Raw genomic sequence first — 23075 nt, forward strand, 5'->3', positions numbered from 1 at the left:
GATTACTTGCTAACCGCTGCTGCTTTGATCTGCTCCGCATATCCTTGGAACAATTTGTTGCCCTCATACTTGGTCAGAAGCTCCTCCCGATAAGCAGGCCAGTTCTTCCCGGATTTATCTTCGAAAATAGCCTTGGCTTGAAGCTCGCGCTGGCGCTTGCGGAATGTAGCCAAATCGAATCCGGGCGGCGGAATAAGACTTGTGCCGATGTAAGGAGCCGTCGGGATCGCAGCAACCGCCTTCTCAATTTCACGATCGCGCTCGGTCAGCTTGGGGTCAATGACGGTCAGGCCGTATACGTTCGGCGAAGCGGGTGTAAAGAAATCCCAAATGCTCAGCCAATCGCCCTTATTCGTGATGTCAGCCGAGATTGCTTCCGGTTTAAGTGTAACGGTCCGACCGCTTTTGGTGTAATGCTTGCCTTCTTGCCCGTAGTGGGTGAGCAGGTATCCTTCTTCGCTTGCCAACCAGTCCAGAATCTCCACAATCCGGGTCACTTTGGCCGGGTCATTGTCTACTACCGATTTAGGGAAAACAAAAGGTGAGCCAGGACCAGGTAAGGTTTGGATGGGCTGCTTGCCAAACGGAGTGAACGGAACCCAGTTAGCAGTCGGGAATAACGTTTTGGTTTTGCTTTGTAAACTCTGAGGATTGGAATCATAGGCAAAATCTTTCGTTGACCCTAAGACCACACCAACCTTTCCCTGAGCTGCCTTATCGGTGTGCTGCGGATTTTTGTTCAGGAACCAGTCGGGGTCGATGACTCCTTCAGCGATAACCTTAGAAATATCGTTCAATACTTGCTCCAGACGCACATCAGTTTGTATATCCAGGACCTTGCCATTCTCAAGGGAGAGGGCGAAGACGAGCCCGGCTTTCCAATATTCCGGCCATTCCAAACCAATTCCATCGCCGCCTGCAGCCGTAGTGAAGCCGTACGAATCCTTCTTTCCATTACCGTCAGGATCCTTGTTGGTGAACGCTTTCAAAACTTCGAAGTATTCCTCATAAGTTTTCGGAACTTGCAAGCCCAGCTTGTCTAACCAATCCTTCCGAATATACCAGGCTTTATACAGCTCTTTACTGTACGGGAGGGGGGCACGGAAAGTTTTTCCTTGAACCTGGTAGCGCTTGAAAGTTTCCTCGTCCACCCAAAATTTAAAATAGTTGGGCATAGTTTGAGGGGTTACAAATTTGGAAATGTCTCCGAGGACGCCATCCATCGCGTATTTTTGTCCGCCATCTCCAGTTGCATCACGCCACATATCCGGCGGATCGTTAGCTGAGAGGTTGGCGTTCAGCTTATTGATATAATCTTGATTAGGAATCATGTAATCGACTTGTAGCTTGACATTGAATTTCTCTTCAATCGTTTTTTTTACGAAATCATCCTGAGCTGCAGGAAGCTGGGCGTTGGCTGGACCATCGATCATAATGCGAAGGTTCAACATTTCTCTTTGTTGGACATTCGATACAGAACCTCCAGGTGTCGGTGTAGATTCTGACTTGTTTTTGTCAGCGTCAGTACTGCATGCGCTTAGTACAGCTGCTGCAAGGACAAGCGTAGCAAGTGTCTTCCCTCTCGAACCATGCTTCTGTCTCAATTGCGAATCATCCCCTTTGTTCGTTGCTTGAATAATTGGATTAAAACCGCCGGCTTGCTTATTATCGTAACGGATGCCAACCATGCTGGATATATAGCAATTTTGCAGAGCTTTGCATTTTTGATAGTGCTTCCATAACCTTGACGTAATAAGGCTGAAGGGCAATAATTATGGTAATTGACGGATGCTGCCGATATTTAATGGAGATCAGGAAGGAGGGACAACATGAAACGCAATTGGTTTTATCGGATGTTGTTTTCTTACATGCCCATGTTCCTTGCGGTTTGCTGCACCTTGTTATTGATTATGTTTCTGACGGTACGGCAATTAGCGGAGCAATCCTCCATTCAGTCTAATGAAAACGTTGTCAATAATGCTGCACAGATGATGGAACAGATATTGATTGAGATTGAAGAGGGCATGCTCTCCTTGATCAATTCCGAAACGATAGAGGGTTATTATTATAATTACGATGACCATTTGTACGTGTCCTCCTATCAGGCCGCGCTCGCTTTAACGAGCTTTCAGAAGCGTTTCCCGATTATTCATGACCTGTACCTGATGAAGCCTGAAGACGGAGGTGTGCTGGAAGCCACCATGATTACAGAGCTTAACAAACATCCGGATCGGGCTTATATTGAAGAAAAATTAAATTCAAAGACCAGATATGTATGGGGAGACCTCAGGACGGTCTCCTCTACCCCCTCTTCAAACGAAGGTGACGAAGTAATCTCGCTGGCCCGAATTGCGGATCGGCGAACAAGAGGGTTGTTAGTCGCCCAAATTCGTATAGAGACGATGCAAGAGCTGCTTAATCGGTCTGTTCATCAGACAACGGGTTACCTGAAAGTATTGGATCGGAACGGCAACCCGGTAGTTTCTACCGAAATGACGGAGGAAGACGGCAAAGAAAGCAGGAAGCTGGCCCAGGCGAATATGCCGTATACCGGATGGACGATGGAGAGCGGGGTCCTGCAGCCCGGCATACTGGGCTGGGCGGAACCGGCATTGTATATTTCAATTTCCTTGGGCGGTTTCTGCATATTGGTGGGTCTGGTCTGGCTTGTGATGACTACCCGCAAGCATTATCGGCCCATGCAGTCTTTGATCAGTCAAATCAGCAAGGTGGATGCGCTGCACAAACCGGCCAGCTCGCTTCCTGACAGGAGCAAGGATGAGTTCCAAACGATCGGCCACGCCATCGATAACCTATGGAAGGATTCCACCCGACTTAAACAAGAAAACGAAGCCAATCTGAAACTGAAGCGAGCCCATCAATTTCGCCGTTTGGCAGAAGGGCGCATCGAATCAGCATCCTTTTATGGGACCTTGGAGGAGGAGATGTTTGGGCTACAGCTTCAAACTGGACGTCCTACTGCGATTTTGGTTGAAATGGATCGATTCCTGACCGATATGTCCGAAATGTACCCTGAGCATGAGAAACAACTGTTCAAAGATACGCTTCAGACCGTATTTAATAGAAGTCTAAGTCGGTCCCATATTTCTTTTGCGTCTGATTGGCTTAGCGAGCACCAATTCGGGGCTATTGTGATCCAGGAGGAAGGGATGGAAGGCAGTTTCCTGGAGTTGATGGAGCAATTCCGTGGGTGGGCTGAAAGGGAGCTTCCCTTCACGGTGACGATTGCAGTTGGTGTATCGGTAGAGCGGATCGAGGCCGTGTCTCTCTCCTTCCAGACTACTCGCAAGGCCCTTTCATACAAGGTGTCGCTTGGGCTGAACCGAATTATTGATCAAAGCGTATTGCCGGATAGCGAGCAAAACAACACAGTTACCGAATTGCAAAGAATTGAAGAAATGAGTCGCTCGCTGCGAATGGGAGAGCGTGCATGGGAGGATGAGCTAAACCAGTTCATTGCCACTTTGCAGACGGGCTCCTTCAGTGGAGAACAAGTAAGGAACTTGCTGTTCGTCCTGTTGTTTCACATTCAGCACAAGATGAGTGATTTGCCTGATGAGCTGGAGAATGTGTGGTTAAGTGCAAACACCTCTTTGGAGAAAGCGTTGAGAAAAGGAGAGACGCTCGAGGATATCGGCAATTCCCTGAGCAAGACTCTTGAGGTCGTTTCTGATCGGATTCGTGAATGGAAGGACTCCAAGAACAATCGGACCGTCGTGCAGGACATCAAGCGTTATATTGATGAGCATTATAGTGATCCGAACATGTCGCAGTCGATGCTGGCGGATACCTTCAATCTTCACTCGAGCTCAATCAGCAGATTATTCAAGGAGGAGTATGGCGTCAAGTTTGTAGATTATGTCAACTCTGTTAGAGTGGAGCAGGCAGCGCGTTTAATGGGACAGGGCAATTTTACCGTTCAGGAGGTTTCTGAGAAAGTCGGCTTCGTTCATAGCACTACGTTTATCAGCATTTTCAAGAAAGTTACAGGATTCACGCCAGGTACTTACCAGAAGAAACATACTGGAACTGAAGCCTCAGATTTGAAGGGTTATATATAATGATGGAAAATAAACTCAATCGTACGGTGTAAAACAAAAAACCAAGTGCTGAATTAGCCACTTGATTCCGGTATCTCTTGTTGATTACTTAGCAAGGCCAGTAGTTTTCACTTGGGTGTTTCCGTGCCCGATGGGCACGCAGCTGCCTTCCCCGTTACGATGAACGGCATCCCTCAAATGAAGGTGATCCAGTATGCGCTTGACTTTAGCATAGCCGTCGGGAACGCCTTGTATCCCGCGTAGGCTTCATCACCCGGATCCAACTTGTATTCGATATTCAAGTTTCGAGTCTAGTCACGAACGTCATTACTTACATAAAGCTCCAGATGAGGTCGAAGCGCGTCCGCCCAATGCCAGTATCCTCGTTCAGTCGGATGGCAGAAGTCGGGCGCCGTCAGAACGGACAATGTTCCGTCCGTCTCCAGCATACGCGGACCGATATCCACGAAATCGTACTGCCGTTCCTTCACCAACTCCGCGTAACGAGCGTTAATCTCAGCGATTAGCTCACGGCGGGGATGGTCCGGAAACTGCTCCTGGGGGAACACGGCCATGATAATGATTTTCGCTTGCGGAGCTAAATCTTTAACCCGGTCGCAAATCACCAGTAAGCCTTCCGCGATCTCCTCCGGGCGGTTCGCCCGAGCGTTCCCTGTCGCTTGTATTGTTGGTTCCGATCAGAATGACAACTGTGCGGGGAGAAATACCGCTCATCTCCCTGTGATCGAGCCGCCAGAGCAATTTTGCGTCCTGTCCCATCCGAATCCCATATTGAGCACCCGATAAGGGTAAATACGGCGCTCCACGATTCGGCCGCCCCCTGGATGCCCTTCGTCGCTGGCTCACCTCCCCAGAAATGGGTAATGGAATCGCCGATGAGGACGACCTCGGGATCGATTACCTTCTGCTTCCGCAGCACCTGTTCATGCCTCTCCCACCAATCGTAGCAGTCCTCCTCCAGCTTAGGCACTGGAATGATTGCCGTATTCTCAATTTTTTACATTTTGACCGGCCGAGTAATCGTTAATCCCAACACGCCTTCAGCGTTCCATTCAAAGTTGAGGTAGCAGGGTTCTGTTTCGAACTCCCTAAAATTCGTTCCAAATACGGCGGGCGTTCTCCAACCCGTATGCTGTGCCGATCAGAGCGTCTTCCATGCCTTCGAATTCGATGGAGGCGTACCCGTCGTACCCTGATTGCTTAGCATTCCCTGAATCTATCAAATTATACGAGAGTTGCTGGATGAACAAGAACAAACGATTCATTAACGTCGCAGAGCAGCTCGTGCTCACCAAACGGCCGGGCTCCAACGGATCCGTATGCCACCGCCTGCCCGGTCAGGGATCGACGTGAATGCCAAAGCACTCGGAACGGCCAGCGCCCACCGGTGCTGCAACTGTTCAAGCTCCACCGAATCGGCCGGCACCGACGGACACGGACGGCCGCCTCCCTGCCAGGGTTCGCCATGGTAGAGTAGAGAACTGAAATTTCATTGGAGGGCGGAAGCCCTCTTTTTTACTTTTCCAGCTCCCCCTGCATCAAACCGGACGTGAGGTTTTCCCTCATCCGGCTTTCCGATGTTCTTCTTTCTTCCGCTTTACGGTACTTTCCTAGCCTACAAGTTTCTTTAAACCAGAATGCTGAGCGACTATGCCCGCTATTCTAGAGTGACTATGCTTCTTCCGACTATTAGGTTTCTTGTTCCAAAACAGCATTAACCTTTTTCGAATATACCAATCAATCTTATTCAGAAACAGATCAGCAAAGGTGTCCATCGCGTAGTAGTTTCTCCATCCTTGGATTTTCGGATTGAGTTCTTTGACCATTTGGTTCATTGTCCAGAACAGTCGGTTTCGTGGCTCTGTGACTTCCTTTACCTTCTCTTTCATTTTCTTCATGGCTTTCTTCGAGGGGTAGCTTCGCAGCATGTAATGGTCTGCTCCTCTAACCTGTTTTGGGATTTTTCGGTGATGCATGCCTAGAAAATCGAATCCTACCTTGTCATCCCATAGGTTGACTAGCTTGGATTTGGTCGTATTCATCTGTAACTCGAGTTTGCCGAATACAGCTTTCAATACCTCAATTGCCTTTAGGGCATGCTCTTTGGTTTTGCTAAGGACGACCAGGTCGTCCGCATAGCGAACGAGTGTACCGAGTTCAATGAATTTCTTTTCCCAGATCGTGTCGAGATAGTTCAGATAAATGTTTGCTAGTAGTGGACTAATGACTCCACCTTGAGGACTTCCGAGCTCGGTTTCGTAGAACTGATCATCTTTTACGAATCCCGCTTTCAGCCATTTCCGTATGAGCTTAAGAACTCTTTTGTCGCTTATTCGTTGCTCCACTAGCTTCATCAGCTTCTCATGCGGAATATTATCAAAGTACCCGGCGATATCGACATCCACCACCCAGTAAACACCTTTTTAACGGCACGCCGTATATGACGAATGGCTCCCTTGGCATCCCTCTTGGGACGGAATCCATAGGAGCATTCCTTGAAATCCGCCTCGAATATGGGCTCAATAACCATTTTCGTTACCATCTGTACCGTGCTATCGCGTATAGCAGGGATGCCAAGAAGCCTTGTTCCACCGTTCGGTTTCGGGATTTCGACCCGACGGACTGGACTCGGCTCATAGGTTCCATTTTCCACACTTTGACGAAGGGAATTCCAGTTTTGTAGAATGTGCGCTCGTAAGGCTTTTACAGGCATGCCGTCTACGCCATGGCTTCCTTTATTCGCCTCGACACGATGGAGTGCCGATAGTAAGTTTTCCCGAGACAAAAGCGACTTCATCATCCTTAAATACGCTCCTTGCGTGAATTGTTCTTCTGTTCATGCCATGTGTAAGCTCGGCCCTTCCGAGTACCCTCACGTATTCACCGTTACTTTCCTCGGACAAGTCCTTTCGGATTGTCTGCTTTCAGCACTTACACTTGAAATCCAAGTCGTTCAATTCCTATTCCATGTTCAGCCCTTCCGCTTGCTGTCGTCACAGCTTGCGTACTATGGCTTCTGCTGACTTCTGTACATTCAACGTAATCTTCGCAGATCCGCTTGCAAAGCTCACTTTGCCAACGTACAGATCTCCCCAGGTAAGAACGCTATCTTCCTCTCCATTTATCCGCCTCATTTACTCCCTTTCGCCTTTGGCAGTATGGACTTTGACTTGATTGGCAGTCTCATCCAACGAAAGTTAGCCTTATATGAGATTCGTGTTCCTCGGACCAGAGATTTGCCGCCGACTTCCTTCAGATTCGATCTCACGATCGACACCCTTGTCTTGAGCTATGGTTACTACTGCCTTCACCATTCGGGACTTGAACCCTAAAGATAGCGCCCATGCTGGGCGCACCCAAAAAAAGACCCACAGCAACGGGCTGCGGGTCTTCAAAATATATATGTAAAAAGGGGGTCATTAGTAAGTATAAGCATTCTTCATTAAAACAAGATGAATAACAGATATCAATTCTGTTACAAAACCACTTTATTTTTTATATCTTATTTCTTACAGTTACTCACTTTTAAATAAACTGAATTCTCTCTACATTGTATGAATAGGAAAATATTTATTGCAAATCCTATATGCAACAAAGGAGGTGACCATAATGGCAACTAACAAAAACTACGCAGTATCAAACGTTAAAAATGCTTTAAATCAAATGAAGGTTGAGATTGCTTCATCACTAGGAGTTACATTAGGACCGGATACATCTGCTCGTCAAAATGGATCAGTCGGTGGAGAAATTACCAGACAACTGGTTAACATTGCAGAGCAAAGCCTTGGCGGGCGGAGGTAATTTACTCAATAAAATGCGTCACCTCATAAAAAGGGAAATAAAAAATTCACTGGATTACCACTTCTTCGGTAATAAAGTGAATTTTTTTGTTCCGATGTAAACATAAAAAAAATGAGGACCTCACGGTCCCCAAGTTTGAACAGATTATGCGAAAAGTACGTATTGCTCAGTTAACCAATCAAACAGATCGAGGAGCTCCATTCGTTCCTCTCCCCTTTTTTGTTTTTCCCCTTCCAATGGAGTAATCTGATGATCATGGAAAGAACTCATTCCATGGGAAGATCACGAAATATCCAGTGGATATATGGAAATTTATGTGTTAAGGTTTAATTGTCCAAAAGCATCGCCAAAGAACAGAGAGCTCTATGGGAAGGCATCCCTAGAGCTTTTTTTTGAGGAGTTGATAAATATCAATTTCATACAAGGTTTTTTGATAATGATTGTTGTAATATTTATTTCATTATTTTTTAAAGCTTATGGATGGATTTTTGCACTTGTCACAATAATCTCCTTGTTGATAAGAAAGGCATTTCAGATGAGTAAATCAGTTGTAGAAACTGTTTCTGATTCGATTAAGTACCCATCTGAGAACATTGAAATTACCGGAGAAATATTCAGGGTTCTCGATTCCAATTATAACTTTCGGGTTCTTGAAATTATTTCAAATGAAAATATCAAATACCAAGTTGGCGTTACTATAAAGCGAGTTTTTAAATTGGGAGACCGTTGCCACGTAACAGGGAAGACCTTGCATGACAAAAAATATGAAAATTATGTTCTTAAAGTAGTAACTAAACCTAACTCCCTACTCCACCGTAACACTTTTAGCCAAATTCCGCGGCTTATCCACGTCATTCCCTCTCGCCAGTGAGCCATAATAAGCTAACAACTGCAGTGGAATAACGGACAATGCTGGTGTAAGCAATGGATGTGTCCGAGGAATCTCATACACCTCATCTACAGCCTTGTGAAGCTCTTCATTCCCTGCAAGCCCAATGCCGAACACACGTCCGCCACGAGCTTTCACTTCCTTAATGTTGCTAATGGTTTTCTCTATTAAGGTTTCCTGCGTTGCTAATGCAATGACGGGAATACCCTCTTCGATAAGTGCGAGTGTACCGTGCTTCAGTTCACCTGCTGCATAAGCCTCCGAGTGAATGTAGGAAATCTCTTTCAGCTTGAGTGAGCCTTCGAGAGCTACTGCATAGTCAAAACCACGGCCAATGAAAAACAAGCTTTGGTGTTTAGCGATTTCCTTAGCATAGGCTTGGATCGGCTCACTCTTCCCAAGCAAGTATTCTACTTGCTCCGGCAGAACTCGCAGAGCAGTTATTACTTCGCGAACGTAGTCAGCAGATTGCGTTCCCAGCGTCTGTGCCAGGTGTAAGCCAAGTAAGAAGAAGGCTATTAGCTGCGAAGTGTACGCCTTTGTTGAAGCGACAGCGATCTCTGGCCCTGCCCACGTAACGATTACATCATCAGCTTCGCGAGCAACGGAGCTTCCCACAACATTGGTGATAGCCAGCACACGTGCACCGCATCGCTTGGCTTCACGCAATGCAGCCAAGGTATCGGCCGTTTCACCAGATTGGCTGACAACTATAACTAATGTCTCCGGTGTGATGATCGGTGAGCGGTAGCGATATTCGGATGCCACGTCGGTCTCCACCGGAATACGCGCCAACTTCTCGATTACACTCTTTCCAATCATCCCCGCGTGATAAGCAGTGCCGCAAGCTATGATGTGGATATTGCGTATATTGCGAATCTCAGCATCGCTCATACCCACTTCAGTAAGTACAACACGGCTGCCATCAGGAGAAATGCGGCTTCCCATTGTATCTTTATAGGCTTTAGGCTGTTCGTGGATTTCTTTGAGCATGAAGTGCTCGAAGCCGGCTTTTTCTGCCGTAATTAGATCCCAATCGACACGAAATATTTCCCTGGAAATAAAATTCCCCTCTAAAGTCATTAATTCGACACCATCTCGTGTCAAAACAGCCATCTCGCCGTCGTTCAGAATATACACGTTGCGTGTGTACTCCAGTATCGCTGGAATGTCGGAGCCGATAAAGTTCTCGCCTTCCCCCACCCCAATAATCAGAGGACTAGCTAATCGTACCGCTACAAGCTTATCAGGTTCAAACTCGGTAAGGACTCCCAGTGCAAAGGCACCTGTCATTTTCTGAACAGCTTGCTGTACAGCTTTCACGATATCCCCTTCATACAGATCTGCGATCAGATGGGAAATGACCTCGGTATCCGTCTCTGATACGAATTGATGTCCCTTCGCCGTCAGCTCTTCCTTCAGCTTCATGTAGTTCTCGATGATACCGTTATGCACAACCGAGAATTTCATTGAGTTGTCTGTATGGGGATGCGAATTAACATCGGATGGCTTGCCGTGTGTCGCCCAACGTGTATGCCCAATCCCAATTGTTCCCATAAGCGGTGTTATTTCGAGCTGCGACTCCAATACAGCCAAGCGGCCCTTTGCCTTCTTAATCTCCAAGCCATTTGCTGTAAATACGGCCACGCCAGCCGAATCGTACCCGCGATACTCCAGCTTCTTGAGCCCTTCCAACAGTATAGGCTGAGAATTTCGGTTCCCTATATATCCAACTATTCCACACATCGTCTCATGTCCCCCGTCTCATGATCTTCCGTGCGGCTATTATGTCAGGCATGACAAAATAAGCGTCCTGCTATTCAGTTGTCAACGAACCCTGCATAAAAGACAACACGAAAGAATGCTTCTTATTGAAGCAAAATTTTATAATACTAGTAATCAAACTGTACAAAAGCCTTCATCCATAACTCATATACGTGCAGTTAATATAGTTAATAGTTAGCAGGGTAGTGTAGTATATTCCTCACCGAATCGCAGCGTTCCGTTCGCTGTCAGATCCAGTCTCCCACCCCGTTATCATCATACAGGAGTATTGTCGAACAGGTCACCCCGTTCTTTTGCCCTCCTGTTCACGGCCGTGATACAGCCGAGAGGTCCCCGCCGAATGTTCCGAACACCTCTACCTCGTCAACTTCGGTCACGTTAAACTCCTTCAATCCATCAGGAGATTAACACCGCAAGTTCTGGCGCTTGTCATGCCTTACAACCTCGATCCACCTTTCCATTTCCAAAGTGCTACTCTATATAGTATTCATTTCTTTTCGTTTATGCAACTAATATTTGATTCTATCAACCTTCAGCTTGCACAAATCCTCCGGCTAATTAGCCGGAGGACGGGGTTTCATAGAGTATAAATATACAATAATTGCTATTCCGTTCAACCAAGCTCTGTCCGTATAACGTCCGCAATTTCCTCCACATAAGCACGCACAACCGCTTCTTCCGGCCCTTCCGCCATTACGCGGATCAAGGATTCTGTACCTGATGGACGAACAAGTACACGACCGTTGCCTGCAAAACGATCTTCAACACTGCGAATCACTTGTCCGATCGCTTCACTTCCGTTCAGCCTGCTTTTATCAGCTACACGCACGTTAACTAATACCTGCGGATATTTCTGCATGACACCCGCCAGCTCGCTTAACTTCTTACCGGACTGGACGACCGTCTGTGCAAGCTGTAAAGCGCTCAATATTCCATCACCGGTCGTAATGTAATCGAGGAATATCATATGGCCGGATTGCTCTCCGCCCAGATTGTACCCATTCTTACGCATCTCTTCCATCACGTAGCGGTCGCCAACAGCCGTCTGGACCGTGCCAAGACCTAGATCCTTCGCGGCTTTGAAGAAGCCGAGGTTGCCCATCACCGTCGTCACGACGGTATTCTGCTTGAGCTTGCCTGCGCGATTCAGCGCATCGCCGCAGATGCACAGCATGAAGTCGCCGTCTACCTCGGCGCCTGTCTCGTCTATGGCGATCAGCCTGTCGGCATCGCCATCGAACGACAGCCCGAGGTGCGCGCCTACGCGCACAACCTCGGCCGCAAGCTTCTCCGGATGCGTAGAGCCGCATCCGTCGTTGATATTGCTGCCATCCGGCTCAGCGCCGATGGCAATGACTTCCGCGCCCAGCTCGCGGAAGATACGAGGGGCAAGCTCGTAGGCGGCGCCATTGGCGCAATCGAGTACGAGCTTAAGCCCAGCGAACGACGCCTCGACCGTCGTTTTCAAGAATTCCGCGTAAGCATACTTCGCCTCCGCGTCATCTCTCACCGAGCCAAGCTGACTGCCCACTGGGCGTGGCAGCTCATCTGTCTCGGCATCCAACAACCGTTCGATCTCGAGCTCCGTCTCATCGAACAGCTTAAACCCATCGCTTCCGAAAAACTTAATCCCGTTGTCCTCAACAGGATTGTGGGAAGCGGAGATCATAACCCCGGCGTCTGCACCAAGCTTGCACGTAAGATACGCGACTCCAGGTGTGGACAAGACGCCCAATCTAACAACATCCGCTCCAATGGACAAGAGTCCAGCTACGAGCGCAGCTTCCAACATCGGGCCAGATACACGCGTGTCCTGACCTATCAACACGACTGGCCTCCCCGCCGCATGCTGAGTTAAGACATATCCGCCGCAGCGGCCAATTTTATAAGCTAATTCCGGTGTGAGCTCTTTATTCGCTACCCCACGCACACCATCAGTTCCGAAATATTTCCCCATAGTTCAATGTCTCTCCCTTTATGTTAAATCCAACACAGCCGACAGCCTGTTAGCTTGAAAAAAGTGACTGTCAATTTACGCTTGCTAAAGAGTAAAAGTATAAAATGATTAGCATATTTAAAATTTAACACGGATTTTCCGCCTTATTTCGCAAGTTCGGACCCGCTAGCTCACTTTAACACGGATTTCCCGGCTTATTTCGCAAGTTCAGCCTCACTAGCCCACTCTAACACGGATTTCCCTGCTTATTTCCCAAGTTCAGCCTCACTAGCCCACTCTAACACGGATTTCCCGGTTTATTTCCCCAGCTCAGCCCCGGTAACTCACTTTAACACCGTTTTCCCGGTTAACTTCCCCGCCTTATTTCGCCGCTATCTCAAGTTAACTTTCCCTGCTTCTTGGATGCAACTTCCCCTACTAAATTACTACACCGAATCAAGCCTGCATGCACATTATAAAGGTATTTCCAATTGCAATACAGCAATATATGCTTATGCCCTACCAGTAGTCCCGCCGCTCCTATTCGGGTCCTTACCGCCTGTTCCAGAGCCCATACCAGTCACTGTTCCCGTTCCTGGGCTAGGTGTGTTGCTGCTAGTGGCTCCACTCGGGCTAGGCGACGGAACGGGCGTACCAGTCGGACTCGGTGTTGGCGTCGGTGTTGGTGTAGATGTCCCGTTGCCTGTTGCTGGGATGCTAGTATTCCCTCCTGCACCGCCAGCTCCCGAGTTGTTCGCTCCATTGCCTGTACTTGGCGTACCGCCGCCTGCTCCCCCGCCTGGGGTTGGGGTTGGAGTTGGAGTGGCAGTCGGTGTCGTCCTCGCACTAATCTCCACCGTCGCCTTCAGCTCCGCTCCTGCCTTGCGAACGAACGGTGAGACGTTCACATTCACGGACACCTCATGCTTCCCTGGCGGCAAGTTACTCACATCGACTATAGCTTGCACATCCTGCAGCTTCAGCTTCTCGAGCACAGTCGGAGCACCTTCAAGGGTTAAGCTCACATTCCCATTAGCAGGAGCCGTCACCTTCGTATCGTATACATCATTCTGACCAACAATCGTGATAGGCACCTGTTCAAAAGATCGTGTGGAAGAAGGAACAATCTCTACCTTGACCTCGACCTTTCCAGGATCCAATGTAGTGACCTTGGTGCGCAGTGGAATATCCAGTGAGAACGTCTTGTTCTCCTTCAATCCTGTCAAATCAACAGGTGGGCCTTCATAGAATTCCATTGCATTCAACAGTTCCTGCGGGCCATACACCGTTATTTGCTCGACGCTAGGCACAAAAGAAGCAACACTATACCCTGGTGCAGGAGTACCTGTAGATTTGATCTGCAGCGGCATCTTTTTGAATGGCTGGGTTATTGGCACCTCGACATCTACTACCTGCGGATTCATGGAAACTTCCAATTGTTTGCCACCTGCGTCAAAAGCGACTAACTTCACCTGCTTTGTAACAGCGCTTGTTGCATTATCTACACTCACATCTGCGCGGACTGTGGCAACACTATCGATCATACTGCTCGCTGAGGTTACTACTACTCGAGAAGTTGGCTTAACAACCGGCTGACCTGCTTTATAGCCTGCTGCCGGCGCACCTATTACGTTAACCTGCACTGGCATTTCCTTCTGTTTCTTCTCTTCAAGAACTACCCTTACATAAGGCGGATAGATTGATACATCAACCCCGCTCGGGAATTTCTCCGGTTTGAGCGGAAGTGTGTTCTCCCCAACCTTGGCATTAGTCAAGTCCAGTACGATACGATAAGTAGCGACATTCACTTTCTTCAGTGCGGAATCCTTCCCAGATACTTTAATCATAACCTCCGAAGGATCCAACGATTGAATATGGAACATTCCGCTATCGTACACAGGGGTAATTTTCACATTTGTAATTGTATTTTCTTTGTTCGTTACAACAGTAGTGCCTGTAGCGCCTCTCTGATCTGTACTCACTACTACCCATAACAGAATACCGAGTACTAACGCAATGATCTTCACTACATTCGGATTACTTAACCATTTATTCATTAGGACTCCCCTTCCTCTTCCAGAAAGGAGTTTTTTCTTTTGTCTTAGGCCGCAGCTCTTCATAGAGCTTGGACACTAGCGATTCTTCCTTGATGTCCCTGACGATCTGACCGTTCAAAGAAAGCGATATTTGCCCTGTTTCTTCGGATACAATTACACATACAGCATCAGATACTTCACTCATCCCAATAGCTGCCCTATGACGGGTTCCAAGCTCTTTACTTATGAAGGGATTCTCCGATAGCGGCAAATAGCAGCCCGCCGCCATAATCTGTCCATTACGGATAATAACAGCACCATCGTGCAGCGGAGTATTGGGAATGAATATGTTAATGAGCAGTTCGGAAGTAATCTGTGACTTGATTTGAATGCCAGATTCCACATAGTCCCCAAGCCCAGTATTTCGCTCGAATACGACGAGTGCTCCGATTTTACGTTTGGACAAATGGTTCATAGCCTTCAAAATATGAGCTATTCGCTGAGTAACATCCTGATCTTCCGTGCTTGAGGAACGGCTGAATAACCGACCGCGTCCTAATTGCTCCAGGGCACGGCGAAGCTCCGGCTGGAAAATAATAATAATGGCCAATACCCCAAGGGTAAACATCTGATCCATCATCCACTTCAAGGTGTTCAGCTTAAACCAGATACTGAGCGCCCAAGTAAGCACGACGACGAATATTCCTTGAAGCAGTTGAACTGCTCTTGTCCCACGTACGAGCAGGATTAATTTATAGATAACATAACTGACAATCAGGATGTCTATGACATCATTGACGCCAATCTCCATAATCCAGTCCATCGACAACCCCCGCGCAACCTTGTGTGTAAATATCCATATAGCTGCTTACATTACATCATACCATATTTTAAGCAAAAAACCTCCCCTGATTGCAGCGGGAGGCTTACCGTCGAATGCTTAATGCGTTACCACTGAGAAAAACTGATTCGTTTTGTACCACAGCCACTGTAAAGCTTCATCTACAATTTTGATATCGCCGGATATCCTTGCCGTTGATGCCAGAGCATACGTGCCGTCGATTACGATCAGATTGCCTTCTATCGTTCCATCCACTTGGATCGAGCCGTTCTCAACAACGAGATTGCCATGAACGACTTGCTGTGGAGGCACATATACTTGATTCCCTTCAATCACCAGATTCTCCAAATCCCCTCGAAGAACCAGATCGGTATCTTCATTCCATAGGGAGAAGAAGCTGCTGAACATGACGATAGCGAACATAGCGGCAGCTGTGAGCGCCGGATGACGTCGAACCCAGCTTACCCAAGACTTGCGACGCGGCGGCGCCGGCAATGCCCTTAACACACGATCGGTTATGTGAGGGGGGGCTGTTACCGTTCCAAGCGACCGGAACAAGTTGTCAGCCTTCTCCAGCTGTTGATAATGCTTATGGCAGTCCGTGCAGGACAATAAATGCACCTTCAACTCTTTTGCGTGTGACCCCGAGAGTGATCCATCCAAATAATCGTGAATTAAAGGGATGGCTTCTTTGCAATTCATAGGAGAGCCACTCCTTTCTGATTAACATTTTCGTTGTTCCTGTGAAATACGTATCGTACTATACGTTCGATTTCGAAATATGTTTCAACTTGAGATGCAGATCCATTACTTTTTTATAACAAAATTTTAGAGCATGGCCTCTTTCTCCAGCTTTTGACGCAAAAACTCCCGCCCTCTATGCACTCTTGTCTTAACCGTCGTTACAGGCATATCCAGAACATCGCTAATTTCCTGTAAGGACATATCATGCAAATATCGTAAAATAACAGTAGCCTTATATTTCTCAGGCAAAGAATCGATCGCATTGCGAACCTGCTCCTGTGTCTCCGAGAGCAATACTTCCCCTTCTGGGGTAAGGTCAGGACTAGACAACATCGAGTACCAGTCGTTACCTTCACTCTCATTAACATCCGCATCCAACGAATAACTCGGCTTGCGCTTACGGAGACGGTCAATACACAAGTTTGTCCCGATTCGATAGATCCACGTAGAAAATTTCTGGGTTTCATCGTATCGATGCAAATTTGTATACACCCTCAAAAAAGTTTCCTGCACGATATCTTCCGATTCCTGGACATTATGAAGCATCCGGTAAGCCAGATGATAAATTTTATCTTTGTATAATTCAACTAGATCAATAAAGGCACGCCGGTCTCCGCCCAGTGCGAGCTTAGCCAGACGCGTTTCCACGTGATTCACCGACATTCCTCCTAAAACCTTTGCTTCAGCAAAGATACTTCGAAAGCATTAACTATCGTATTACCTACGACTGAAACGGCGCAAAGTTCCGTATTTCTACTTCTCAATGTACTTCAGTTTGGCAGAAACTGGTTTGCGCTCCGAGATCATAATACCACACAAAATCAAGATTATCCCAATCCATTGCAGAGAACCTACAGGCTCCCCAAGTATAAAATAAGCAGCGGTAATCGCCACAGGCAGTTCCATCGATCCGAGCATAGCTGAGAGAGCACTGCCAATTCGCGGAATTCCGATGTTGAAAGCTATAGTGGGAACGACTTGTCCCAATGTGCCTAGCAACAGCCCCCATAACAGCAAGCGGCCAGTTCCAGCCTCAAATACCTGTGCAGGCGGATATATGATATAGATGACTGGGAGAGCAGCCGTTAGCATCACTACCGACTTCATGATCGGATGCAGCGAGGTCTTAACACGTCCAGTGAAGAAAAGAAACACACTATAAGCGAATCCTGACAACAATCCTAAAACTACCCCGAGCCCATCGATACCCTTAAGTGAATCTCCGCTTAAACCTACCGCAAGCAGTGTCCCCAGCATAATAACCGCCAGAGCGATTACCTGATAGCGCGTCGGGCGTTTGCGTTCGAACATACAATCGAGGAGTATCGTCATCCAAGTGAATTGAAACAACAAGACAATGGATAAGGAAGCATCCAGCTTCGATAAAGTCGTATTATAGAAAAAAGTGGTCAATGCCAAGCCAAAGACACCGATTAGCGACAAACGAATCCAAGGCTCCTTGAAAGGATTAGTCCAAGCCTTAGGTGTAGCTAGCAAGACCAACCATAACAACACCGTTCCCATTGTAACCTGGCTCGCGCTAACTTGGACGTCGTTCCACCCTTGATCGTAAGCCATTTTCACAAAAGGTGACAGCATCCCATAACTTGCTGAGCCTATAAGAACCAAGACGATGGCTATCCACCATGCGGTCGAAGACTTCAAGTCACTCTAACCCCCACATATATTACCGGTCCAGATTACTTTACTATGTCTGGTTCACTCTTTGGATATACTGTATCGAATTTCAAACAAAAAGTCGAGCAACTCCCCATTTCGGTAGAGACGCCCGACCTGAATTCATCTATATCAACCTGTATTCCGAAGACCTGCAGCAATTCCGTTGATCGTAAGCAATACTTCCCGCAGCAGCATGGCAGAATCTTCTGACCCATCTTCATGAGAACGCAGCTCTGTCAACAATTGAACCTGCATGTAGCTGAGCGGATCCACATAAGGGTTACGCAGTCGGATCGATTCCTGGATGACCGGCACGTTATCAAGAATTTCCTTCTGTCCGGTTATCCGCAGTATTAATTCGGATGTTAATTCATATTCCTGCTCAATTAATCCAAAAATGCGATTCGCTATCGTTTCATCCTTAATCATGGCTGAGTACTCTTTGGCAATCGGCAAATCGGCTTTGCATAATGCCATCTGAAGATTATCAATCATCGTGCGGAAGAACGACCATTCCTCATACATTTGTTTAAGCAGCTCGAGATTTTGCGGCTTACCTTCGTAGAAGGTTTGCAGCCCGGATCCAGCCGCATACCAAGCTGGCAGCAAATAGCGGCTTTGTGTCCAAGCGAACACCCAAGGGATCGCTCGAAGATCTTCGAATTTATCACTGTTCCCCCGTTTGGATGGGCGTGAGCCGATATTCAGCTCTCCGATCTCCGGTAACGGTGTGGATTCCTTGAAGAACACCAGGAAGTCTGGATCACGGAAGATAAGATCCTGGTACTTCGTCTGCGCATTCTCTGAGATGTCCCTCATAACCGTTTCCCATTCGGCTTCCTGCTCGTCTGCTTGAACATTCTTAGCTAATTTGGCAGCCGTTATGAGAGCAGATATAGCTTGATCCAAGCTTCGGTATGCAATCCCCTTGAGGGAATAACGGGAAGATAACACTTCGCCTTGCTCCGTGATCTTGATACCGCCTCCGAGTGTCTCAGGAGGTTGTGCAAGAATACTGCGGTTAAGCGGCATCCCACCTCGACCAAGTGCACCGCCTCGACCGTGGAAGAACTTCAGTCTAACCTGGTTAAGCTTGGCAACACGAGTAATTTCCTTAAGGGCCACACGCAGCTCCCAGTTGGCTGTCAACACACCGCCGTCTTTGTTGCTGTCCGAGTAGCCTAGCATAATCTCCTGAAGATCACCGAAGCTCGTGATGCTTGCACGATAAGCTGGAATGTCGAACAAAGTTTGCATAATGCCAGGGGCAGCGTGCAGATCTTCAATGGTCTCGAACAATGGCGATGGCTGCAAGGTGCACGTTACAGTTCCATCCGCCTCGCGCCGGTACAATCCAACTTCTTTGCCTAATACCATAACCTCTAACAAGTCGCTGGCACCCTGCGTCATACTGATCAAATATGTGGAGATACATCTTGGACCGAACTCTTGTTGGGCGGCCTGAATCGTCTTATACACATTAATGCACTCGGTTGTTCCTTCCGTGTACTCCATATACGGGGAGACGAGCGGTCTCGGATCGTTCAACAAGCCGCTTAGCAGCTCGATCTTCTCTTCTTCGCTAAGATCAGCATAATGATCTACAATCTGCATCTTAGCAAGAATCTCGGCCATTGCTGACTCATGGTGCTTGCTATGCTGACGAACATCCAGAGTAGCAAGATGGAATCCGAATAGATCCACTTGACGAATCAGCTTCTGAATGAAGTTATCGGCTGCATAATCAGCGTAATGACTCCGTAAGCTTGTTTCAATAATCTTAAGATCATTAACGAATTCATCTGGTGCGCTGTATTTCAACGTCTGCTGTTTAACCCCTGCTAACGTATTATCCAGCTTTTCTAACATATAAGTAAGCTTAACCCGGTATGGTTCATGGTCATTCCGCCATACATCCTCGGTCTTAAGTTTGATATGCTGTTTGTCTGCTTCTATGGAAGATAGAAGCTCTGCCGTGACAGGTACAATCGAAGTGCTGAAGCTCATGTGCTCCATCAGGTTCGTCAAGGCTTGCTTGTATTTACGCAGTGTAAGACCTCGTTGTAGAGTTAACGTTTCCCAAGTGATCTCAGCTTTTACTGAAGGGTTGCCATCGCGATCTCCACCGATCCAGGACCCAAAACGCAAAAAGGATGGAACGTTCCAGCTTTCATTTGGATAATATTTTTTCAAGCAGCGTTCGACTTCCTGATACAAATCCGGAAGCACCTCGAACAATGTCTCATCAAAATAATACATTCCATTGCGCACTTCATCCAGAACAGTAGGCTTGCGATCACGCAATTCATCGGTCTGCCATAGAATGAGGACTTCATTCACCAGCTTTTCCCGCTGCTGCTCACGCTCACGATAAGTTAAGGATGGATTCTCCAACTCCATTACTTCTTTGGAAATGCGTTGGTGAATATCCAATACTGCTCTGCGTGTTGCTTCCGTTGGGTGGGCTGTCATCACGAGCTCAAGCGAGATCGTGTTCAAAATCTCTTGAACCTCAAATGCAGGCACCTTAGATTTGAATAGTTCATTGATTACACCCTCGATGGAGCCTGGTTGGATCTGCTCGACAGCGGATCTTTCGTAATCTCTTTTGCGGCGAATTCGATGATTCTGTTCCGCGATATTAACCAATTGAAAATAAATAGCAAAAGCACGAATAACCTGATGACGGTTCTCCTGGCTCAGGGAACGAATAACATTCTTGAAATCCTGAAAGAGGGTAGGGTCTGAGGAATCCCTCATTTTCTTACTCATCTCACGAATTTGCTCCACAATCGTCAAGAGTTCTTGTCCTCCCTGGTGAACTAACACCTCACCAAGAATGTTACCTAAAAACCGCACATCTCTGCGCAGTAAGTGGTTCGAACTCGCTCTGTTTGAATCAATCATTTGTTCTGACATGCTCTCTCTCACCTCATCCGAATAATAAATATTTCGACATCATTCGCTACATTCCTGCTTTAACGCGCTAATAAACAAATTGGATAATATGGCAAAAAAAAGCCGCAAAGCACGGTAGGCGTCTGAGCCAGTCCGATTACTTTGCGGTGTGTCCCGGAAATGTAATAACCCCACAAAGTGACTCGGAGCCTCTGAAGTGTGTTCCGATTACTTTGCGGGGACCCCGGGAAGTTATAAAAAAAAGACCTTTCCGGTCTCTTCTGATTGAATTGTGGAGCGGGTGATGGGAATCGAACCCACGCTACCAGCTTGGAAGGCTGGAGTTCTACCATTGAACTACACCCGCAATGGAGAAAGATGGTCGGGACGACACGATTTGAACATGCGACCCCCTGGTCCCAAACCAGGTGCTCTACCAAGCTGAGCTACGTCCCGACAATTATTAAAGAATGGCGTGCCTTGAGAGATTCGAACTCCCGACCTTTTGATTCGTAGTCAAACGCTCTATCCGGCTGAGCTAAAGGCACAAGAAAGCTTGTATGGAGCGGACGACGAGATTCGAACTCGCGACCCTCGCCTTGGCAAGGCGATGCTCTACCACTGAGCCACGTCCGCATGTTAGTTGCGCTTGTGGGATATTTACTCCCTTACGATCATTCGCTCTTTTGAAGCGAGCCGTTTGCGGCGACAAGAAATAATATATCAAAGCTTGGACTAAAATGCAACTCTTTTTTTTAAAAACTTTTAAATTATTTTCAATCTGAACTTTTATGAGCTTCTAAAGCCCATTTTAAACCAACTTTATCCCAATTTCAGGTATAAAATGACCCCATTTACGAGCAATAAGATGAGTTCCGTTTACTGAAAGGAAGTCTTACTCTAAATCTCCGTGCCAGAGGTGATTTGCTGCCTTAAGCATAATCTACCCTTGCAGAAGCTATATCAGGGCTCCTGTTAGCCTACAGAGCGATTCGCAGGATGTCCACCAACAAAACTACTTACGGTGTCGTTCGGACGTCTTATAACGCCATTCACGGCTCTATTACCCTTGAAGATGTGACAATCATCTCTGTTAAGCTTCCATAATCAGATCCATAGTCGTTGAATTCCAACTCCCGTCTTCATCGGTATAACAGACAAAGATCCAATTCGTCATGCACTATTGCCTCTGTAGAGAAAAGAAGAAGCTCCTCAGATCAGATGATCCTGGGAGCTTCTTCATGTTCCGTGATGCGCGTAGAGGGACTTGAACCCCCACGGTCGCCCGCTAGATCCTAAGTCTAGTGCGTCTGCCAATTCCGCCATACGCGCGCATTAGGATGCAACAACCTCGAAGGGTTATGTTGCTTTACCGGAGTGCCAAGAGCACCCTAGGTAAGTATTATACACCAGGTTTACAAGAAGTGCAAGCCCTCTTGTAAAAAAAATGGTGAGCCATGTAGGACTCGAACCTACGACACCCTGATTAAAAGTCAGGTGCTCTACCAACTGAGCTAATGGCTCTTACTGTGATGTGCGAGAAGAACTGGGGATCAAGGATTCGAACCTTGGGATGACGGAGTCAAAGTCCGTTGCCTTACCGCTTGGCTAATCCCCACTACTACATTCGCTGCCCCGTTTAATATTCCCATTTAAATAGCTATTAACCATTCGGGAAAAAGGACATGGTGCCGTCGAGAGGACTTGAACCCCCAACCTACTGATTACAAGTCAGTTGCTCTACCAGTTGAGCTACAACGGCGTAATATGGAGGCTGACGGGATCGAACCGCCGACCCTCTGCTTGTAAGGCAGATGCTCTCCCGGCTGAGCTAAGCCTCCAAAGTATCTTTTGGGTTCCGCGTAAAGTAATCGGAATAAACATCATCGCTACGCTTCACTTTATGGGGTAGAGTGGTGACCCGTAGGGGATTCGAACCCCTGTAACCTCCGTGAAAGGGAGGTGTCTTAACCGCTTGACCAACGGGCCATGAATAAATAACTGCTGGAGCTTCCAACCGGAATCGAACCGGTGACCTCATCCTTACCATGGATGCACTCTACCTACTGAGCTATGGAAGCGAGGATTAGTTGGACCCAACAAAGTAATCTGAAATGCACGGAGTGCTTCTCATCACTTTGTTGGGATTGATACTCCCCGAACAGGACTCGAACCTGTGACAACTCGATTAACAGTCGAGTGCTCTACCAACTGAGCTATCAGGGAACATTATTCAGTTACAGGGTTGTACCCTGAAAACTGGATGCGAATAACGGTAACGAGCCGTGTTTGTTGTGCTTGTCACTCGGGTATGAGTGTATTGGATAAGCCCTCGACCGATTAGTATTCGTCAGCTCCATGCATTACTGCACGTCCACCTCGA

17 protein-coding genes, 12 tRNA genes and 1 pseudogene are annotated in these 23075 nt (G+C 47.3%); 3 read left to right on the forward strand and 27 right to left on the reverse strand.

All coding sequences use genetic code 11. The features are described from left to right. Positions 1-2 precede the first annotated feature (2 nt). A complete protein-coding gene (locus AC58QD_RS22220) occupies positions 3-1604 on the reverse strand; it encodes an extracellular solute-binding protein (protein ID WP_497337199.1) in 1602 nt (533 codons plus the stop codon). Between the two features lie 225 nt (positions 1605-1829). On the opposite strand from AC58QD_RS22220, the gene AC58QD_RS22225 reads away from it, so the two are divergent. After that, positions 1830-4082 carry a helix-turn-helix domain-containing protein gene (locus AC58QD_RS22225; protein WP_497337200.1) on the forward strand — a complete coding sequence of 751 codons (2253 nt, stop codon included), beginning with the start codon at positions 1830-1832 and terminating at the stop codon, positions 4080-4082. Positions 4083-4372: 290 nt separating this feature from the next. Here AC58QD_RS22225 and AC58QD_RS22230 read toward each other — a convergent pair whose 3' ends face one another. From AC58QD_RS22230 to AC58QD_RS22255, 6 genes and pseudogenes are all read right to left on the reverse strand, one after another. Continuing rightward, on the reverse strand, positions 4373-4687 hold the full coding sequence (locus AC58QD_RS22230; protein WP_497337201.1) for a GDSL-type esterase/lipase family protein: 315 nt from the start codon (positions 4685-4687) through the stop codon (positions 4373-4375). Further along, positions 4684-5001 carry a hypothetical protein gene (locus AC58QD_RS22235; protein WP_497337202.1) on the reverse strand — a complete coding sequence of 106 codons (318 nt, stop codon included), beginning with the start codon at positions 4999-5001 and terminating at the stop codon, positions 4684-4686. The genes AC58QD_RS22230 and AC58QD_RS22235 overlap by 4 nt, the downstream gene beginning before the upstream one ends. A 169-nt stretch (positions 5002-5170) precedes the next feature. Further along, a pseudogene (locus AC58QD_RS22240) lies at positions 5171-5284 on the reverse strand (sugar phosphate isomerase/epimerase family protein); the annotation flags it as partial. A 408-nt stretch (positions 5285-5692) separates the two neighbouring features. Next, positions 5693-6490: a reverse transcriptase domain-containing protein gene (locus AC58QD_RS22245; RefSeq protein ID WP_497337203.1), complete on the reverse strand. Its 798-nt coding sequence runs from the start codon at positions 6488-6490 to the stop codon at positions 5693-5695. Next, on the reverse strand, positions 6436-6882 hold the full coding sequence (locus AC58QD_RS22250; protein ID WP_497337204.1) for a hypothetical protein: 447 nt from the start codon (positions 6880-6882) through the stop codon (positions 6436-6438). Before AC58QD_RS22250 ends, AC58QD_RS22245 begins: the two co-directional genes overlap by 55 nt. Before the next feature lie 193 nt (positions 6883-7075). Further along, positions 7076-7216: a hypothetical protein gene (locus AC58QD_RS22255; RefSeq protein WP_497337205.1), complete on the reverse strand. Its 141-nt coding sequence runs from the start codon at positions 7214-7216 to the stop codon at positions 7076-7078. Between the two features lie 475 nt (positions 7217-7691). Between AC58QD_RS22255 and AC58QD_RS22260 the strand changes: the two genes are divergently transcribed. Next, positions 7692-7883 carry an alpha/beta-type small acid-soluble spore protein gene (locus AC58QD_RS22260; RefSeq protein ID WP_497337206.1) on the forward strand — a complete coding sequence of 64 codons (192 nt, stop codon included), beginning with the start codon at positions 7692-7694 and terminating at the stop codon, positions 7881-7883. A 304-nt stretch (positions 7884-8187) separates the two neighbouring features. Further along, positions 8188-8754, forward strand: a complete 567-nt coding sequence (locus AC58QD_RS22265) for a hypothetical protein (RefSeq protein WP_497337207.1) — start codon at positions 8188-8190, stop codon at positions 8752-8754. Here AC58QD_RS22265 and glmS read toward each other — a convergent pair. The 20 genes from glmS to AC58QD_RS22365 form a co-directional block, all read right to left on the reverse strand. Then, a complete protein-coding gene (gene glmS, locus AC58QD_RS22270; protein ID WP_497337208.1) occupies positions 8689-10518 on the reverse strand; it encodes a glutamine--fructose-6-phosphate transaminase (isomerizing) in 1830 nt (609 codons plus the stop codon). The two genes, AC58QD_RS22265 and glmS, sit on opposite strands and share 66 nt — an antisense overlap. A 652-nt stretch (positions 10519-11170) precedes the next feature. Further along, a complete protein-coding gene (gene glmM / locus AC58QD_RS22275) occupies positions 11171-12514 on the reverse strand; it encodes a phosphoglucosamine mutase (RefSeq protein ID WP_497337209.1) in 1344 nt (447 codons plus the stop codon). A gap of 491 nt (positions 12515-13005) precedes the next feature. Then, positions 13006-14550, reverse strand: coding sequence for a CdaR family protein (locus AC58QD_RS22280; RefSeq protein ID WP_497337210.1), 1545 nt, complete (start codon positions 14548-14550; stop codon positions 13006-13008). After that, a complete protein-coding gene (cdaA, locus tag AC58QD_RS22285) occupies positions 14543-15352 on the reverse strand; it encodes a diadenylate cyclase CdaA (protein WP_497337211.1) in 810 nt (269 codons plus the stop codon). The genes AC58QD_RS22280 and cdaA overlap by 8 nt, the downstream gene beginning before the upstream one ends. 117 nt (positions 15353-15469) lie before the next feature. Continuing rightward, a complete protein-coding gene (locus AC58QD_RS22290; protein WP_497337212.1) occupies positions 15470-16072 on the reverse strand; it encodes a zf-HC2 domain-containing protein in 603 nt (200 codons plus the stop codon). Between the two features lie 126 nt (positions 16073-16198). Beyond that, positions 16199-16771, reverse strand: a complete 573-nt coding sequence (sigW, locus tag AC58QD_RS22295; RefSeq protein ID WP_497337213.1) for an RNA polymerase sigma factor SigW — start codon at positions 16769-16771, stop codon at positions 16199-16201. A gap of 96 nt (positions 16772-16867) precedes the next feature. Then, a complete protein-coding gene (locus tag AC58QD_RS22300; RefSeq protein ID WP_497337214.1) occupies positions 16868-17779 on the reverse strand; it encodes a DMT family transporter in 912 nt (303 codons plus the stop codon). Positions 17780-17923: 144 nt separating this feature from the next. Next, positions 17924-20713: a phosphoenolpyruvate carboxylase gene (gene ppc, locus AC58QD_RS22305; protein ID WP_497337215.1), complete on the reverse strand. Its 2790-nt coding sequence runs from the start codon at positions 20711-20713 to the stop codon at positions 17924-17926. A gap of 272 nt (positions 20714-20985) precedes the next feature. Further along, positions 20986-21059: transfer RNA gene (locus AC58QD_RS22310), tRNA-Gly, on the reverse strand. Between the two features lie 12 nt (positions 21060-21071). Continuing rightward, positions 21072-21148, reverse strand: a tRNA-Pro gene (locus tag AC58QD_RS22315). Positions 21149-21163: 15 nt separating this feature from the next. Further along, a tRNA-Arg gene (locus AC58QD_RS22320) sits at positions 21164-21240 on the reverse strand. A 13-nt stretch (positions 21241-21253) separates the two neighbouring features. Next, a tRNA-Gly gene (locus AC58QD_RS22325) sits at positions 21254-21328 on the reverse strand. 616 nt (positions 21329-21944) lie between these two features. After that, a tRNA-Leu gene (locus tag AC58QD_RS22330) sits at positions 21945-22024 on the reverse strand. A 116-nt stretch (positions 22025-22140) separates the two neighbouring features. After that, positions 22141-22216: transfer RNA gene (locus tag AC58QD_RS22335), tRNA-Lys, on the reverse strand. Between the two features lie 22 nt (positions 22217-22238). Then, a tRNA-Gln gene (locus tag AC58QD_RS22340) sits at positions 22239-22310 on the reverse strand. 68 nt (positions 22311-22378) lie between these two features. Then, a tRNA-Thr gene (locus AC58QD_RS22345) sits at positions 22379-22454 on the reverse strand. Positions 22455-22460: 6 nt separating this feature from the next. Continuing rightward, positions 22461-22533, reverse strand: a tRNA-Val gene (locus AC58QD_RS22350). 73 nt (positions 22534-22606) lie between these two features. Continuing rightward, positions 22607-22681 (reverse strand) — tRNA-Glu (locus AC58QD_RS22355). Positions 22682-22697: 16 nt separating this feature from the next. Further along, positions 22698-22773: transfer RNA gene (locus AC58QD_RS22360), tRNA-Thr, on the reverse strand. Positions 22774-22845: 72 nt separating this feature from the next. Further along, positions 22846-22918 (reverse strand) — tRNA-Asn (locus AC58QD_RS22365). Positions 22919-23075 lie beyond the last annotated feature (157 nt).

The sequence above is a fragment of the Paenibacillus sp. J2R1T-4 genome, assembly GCF_059692235.1.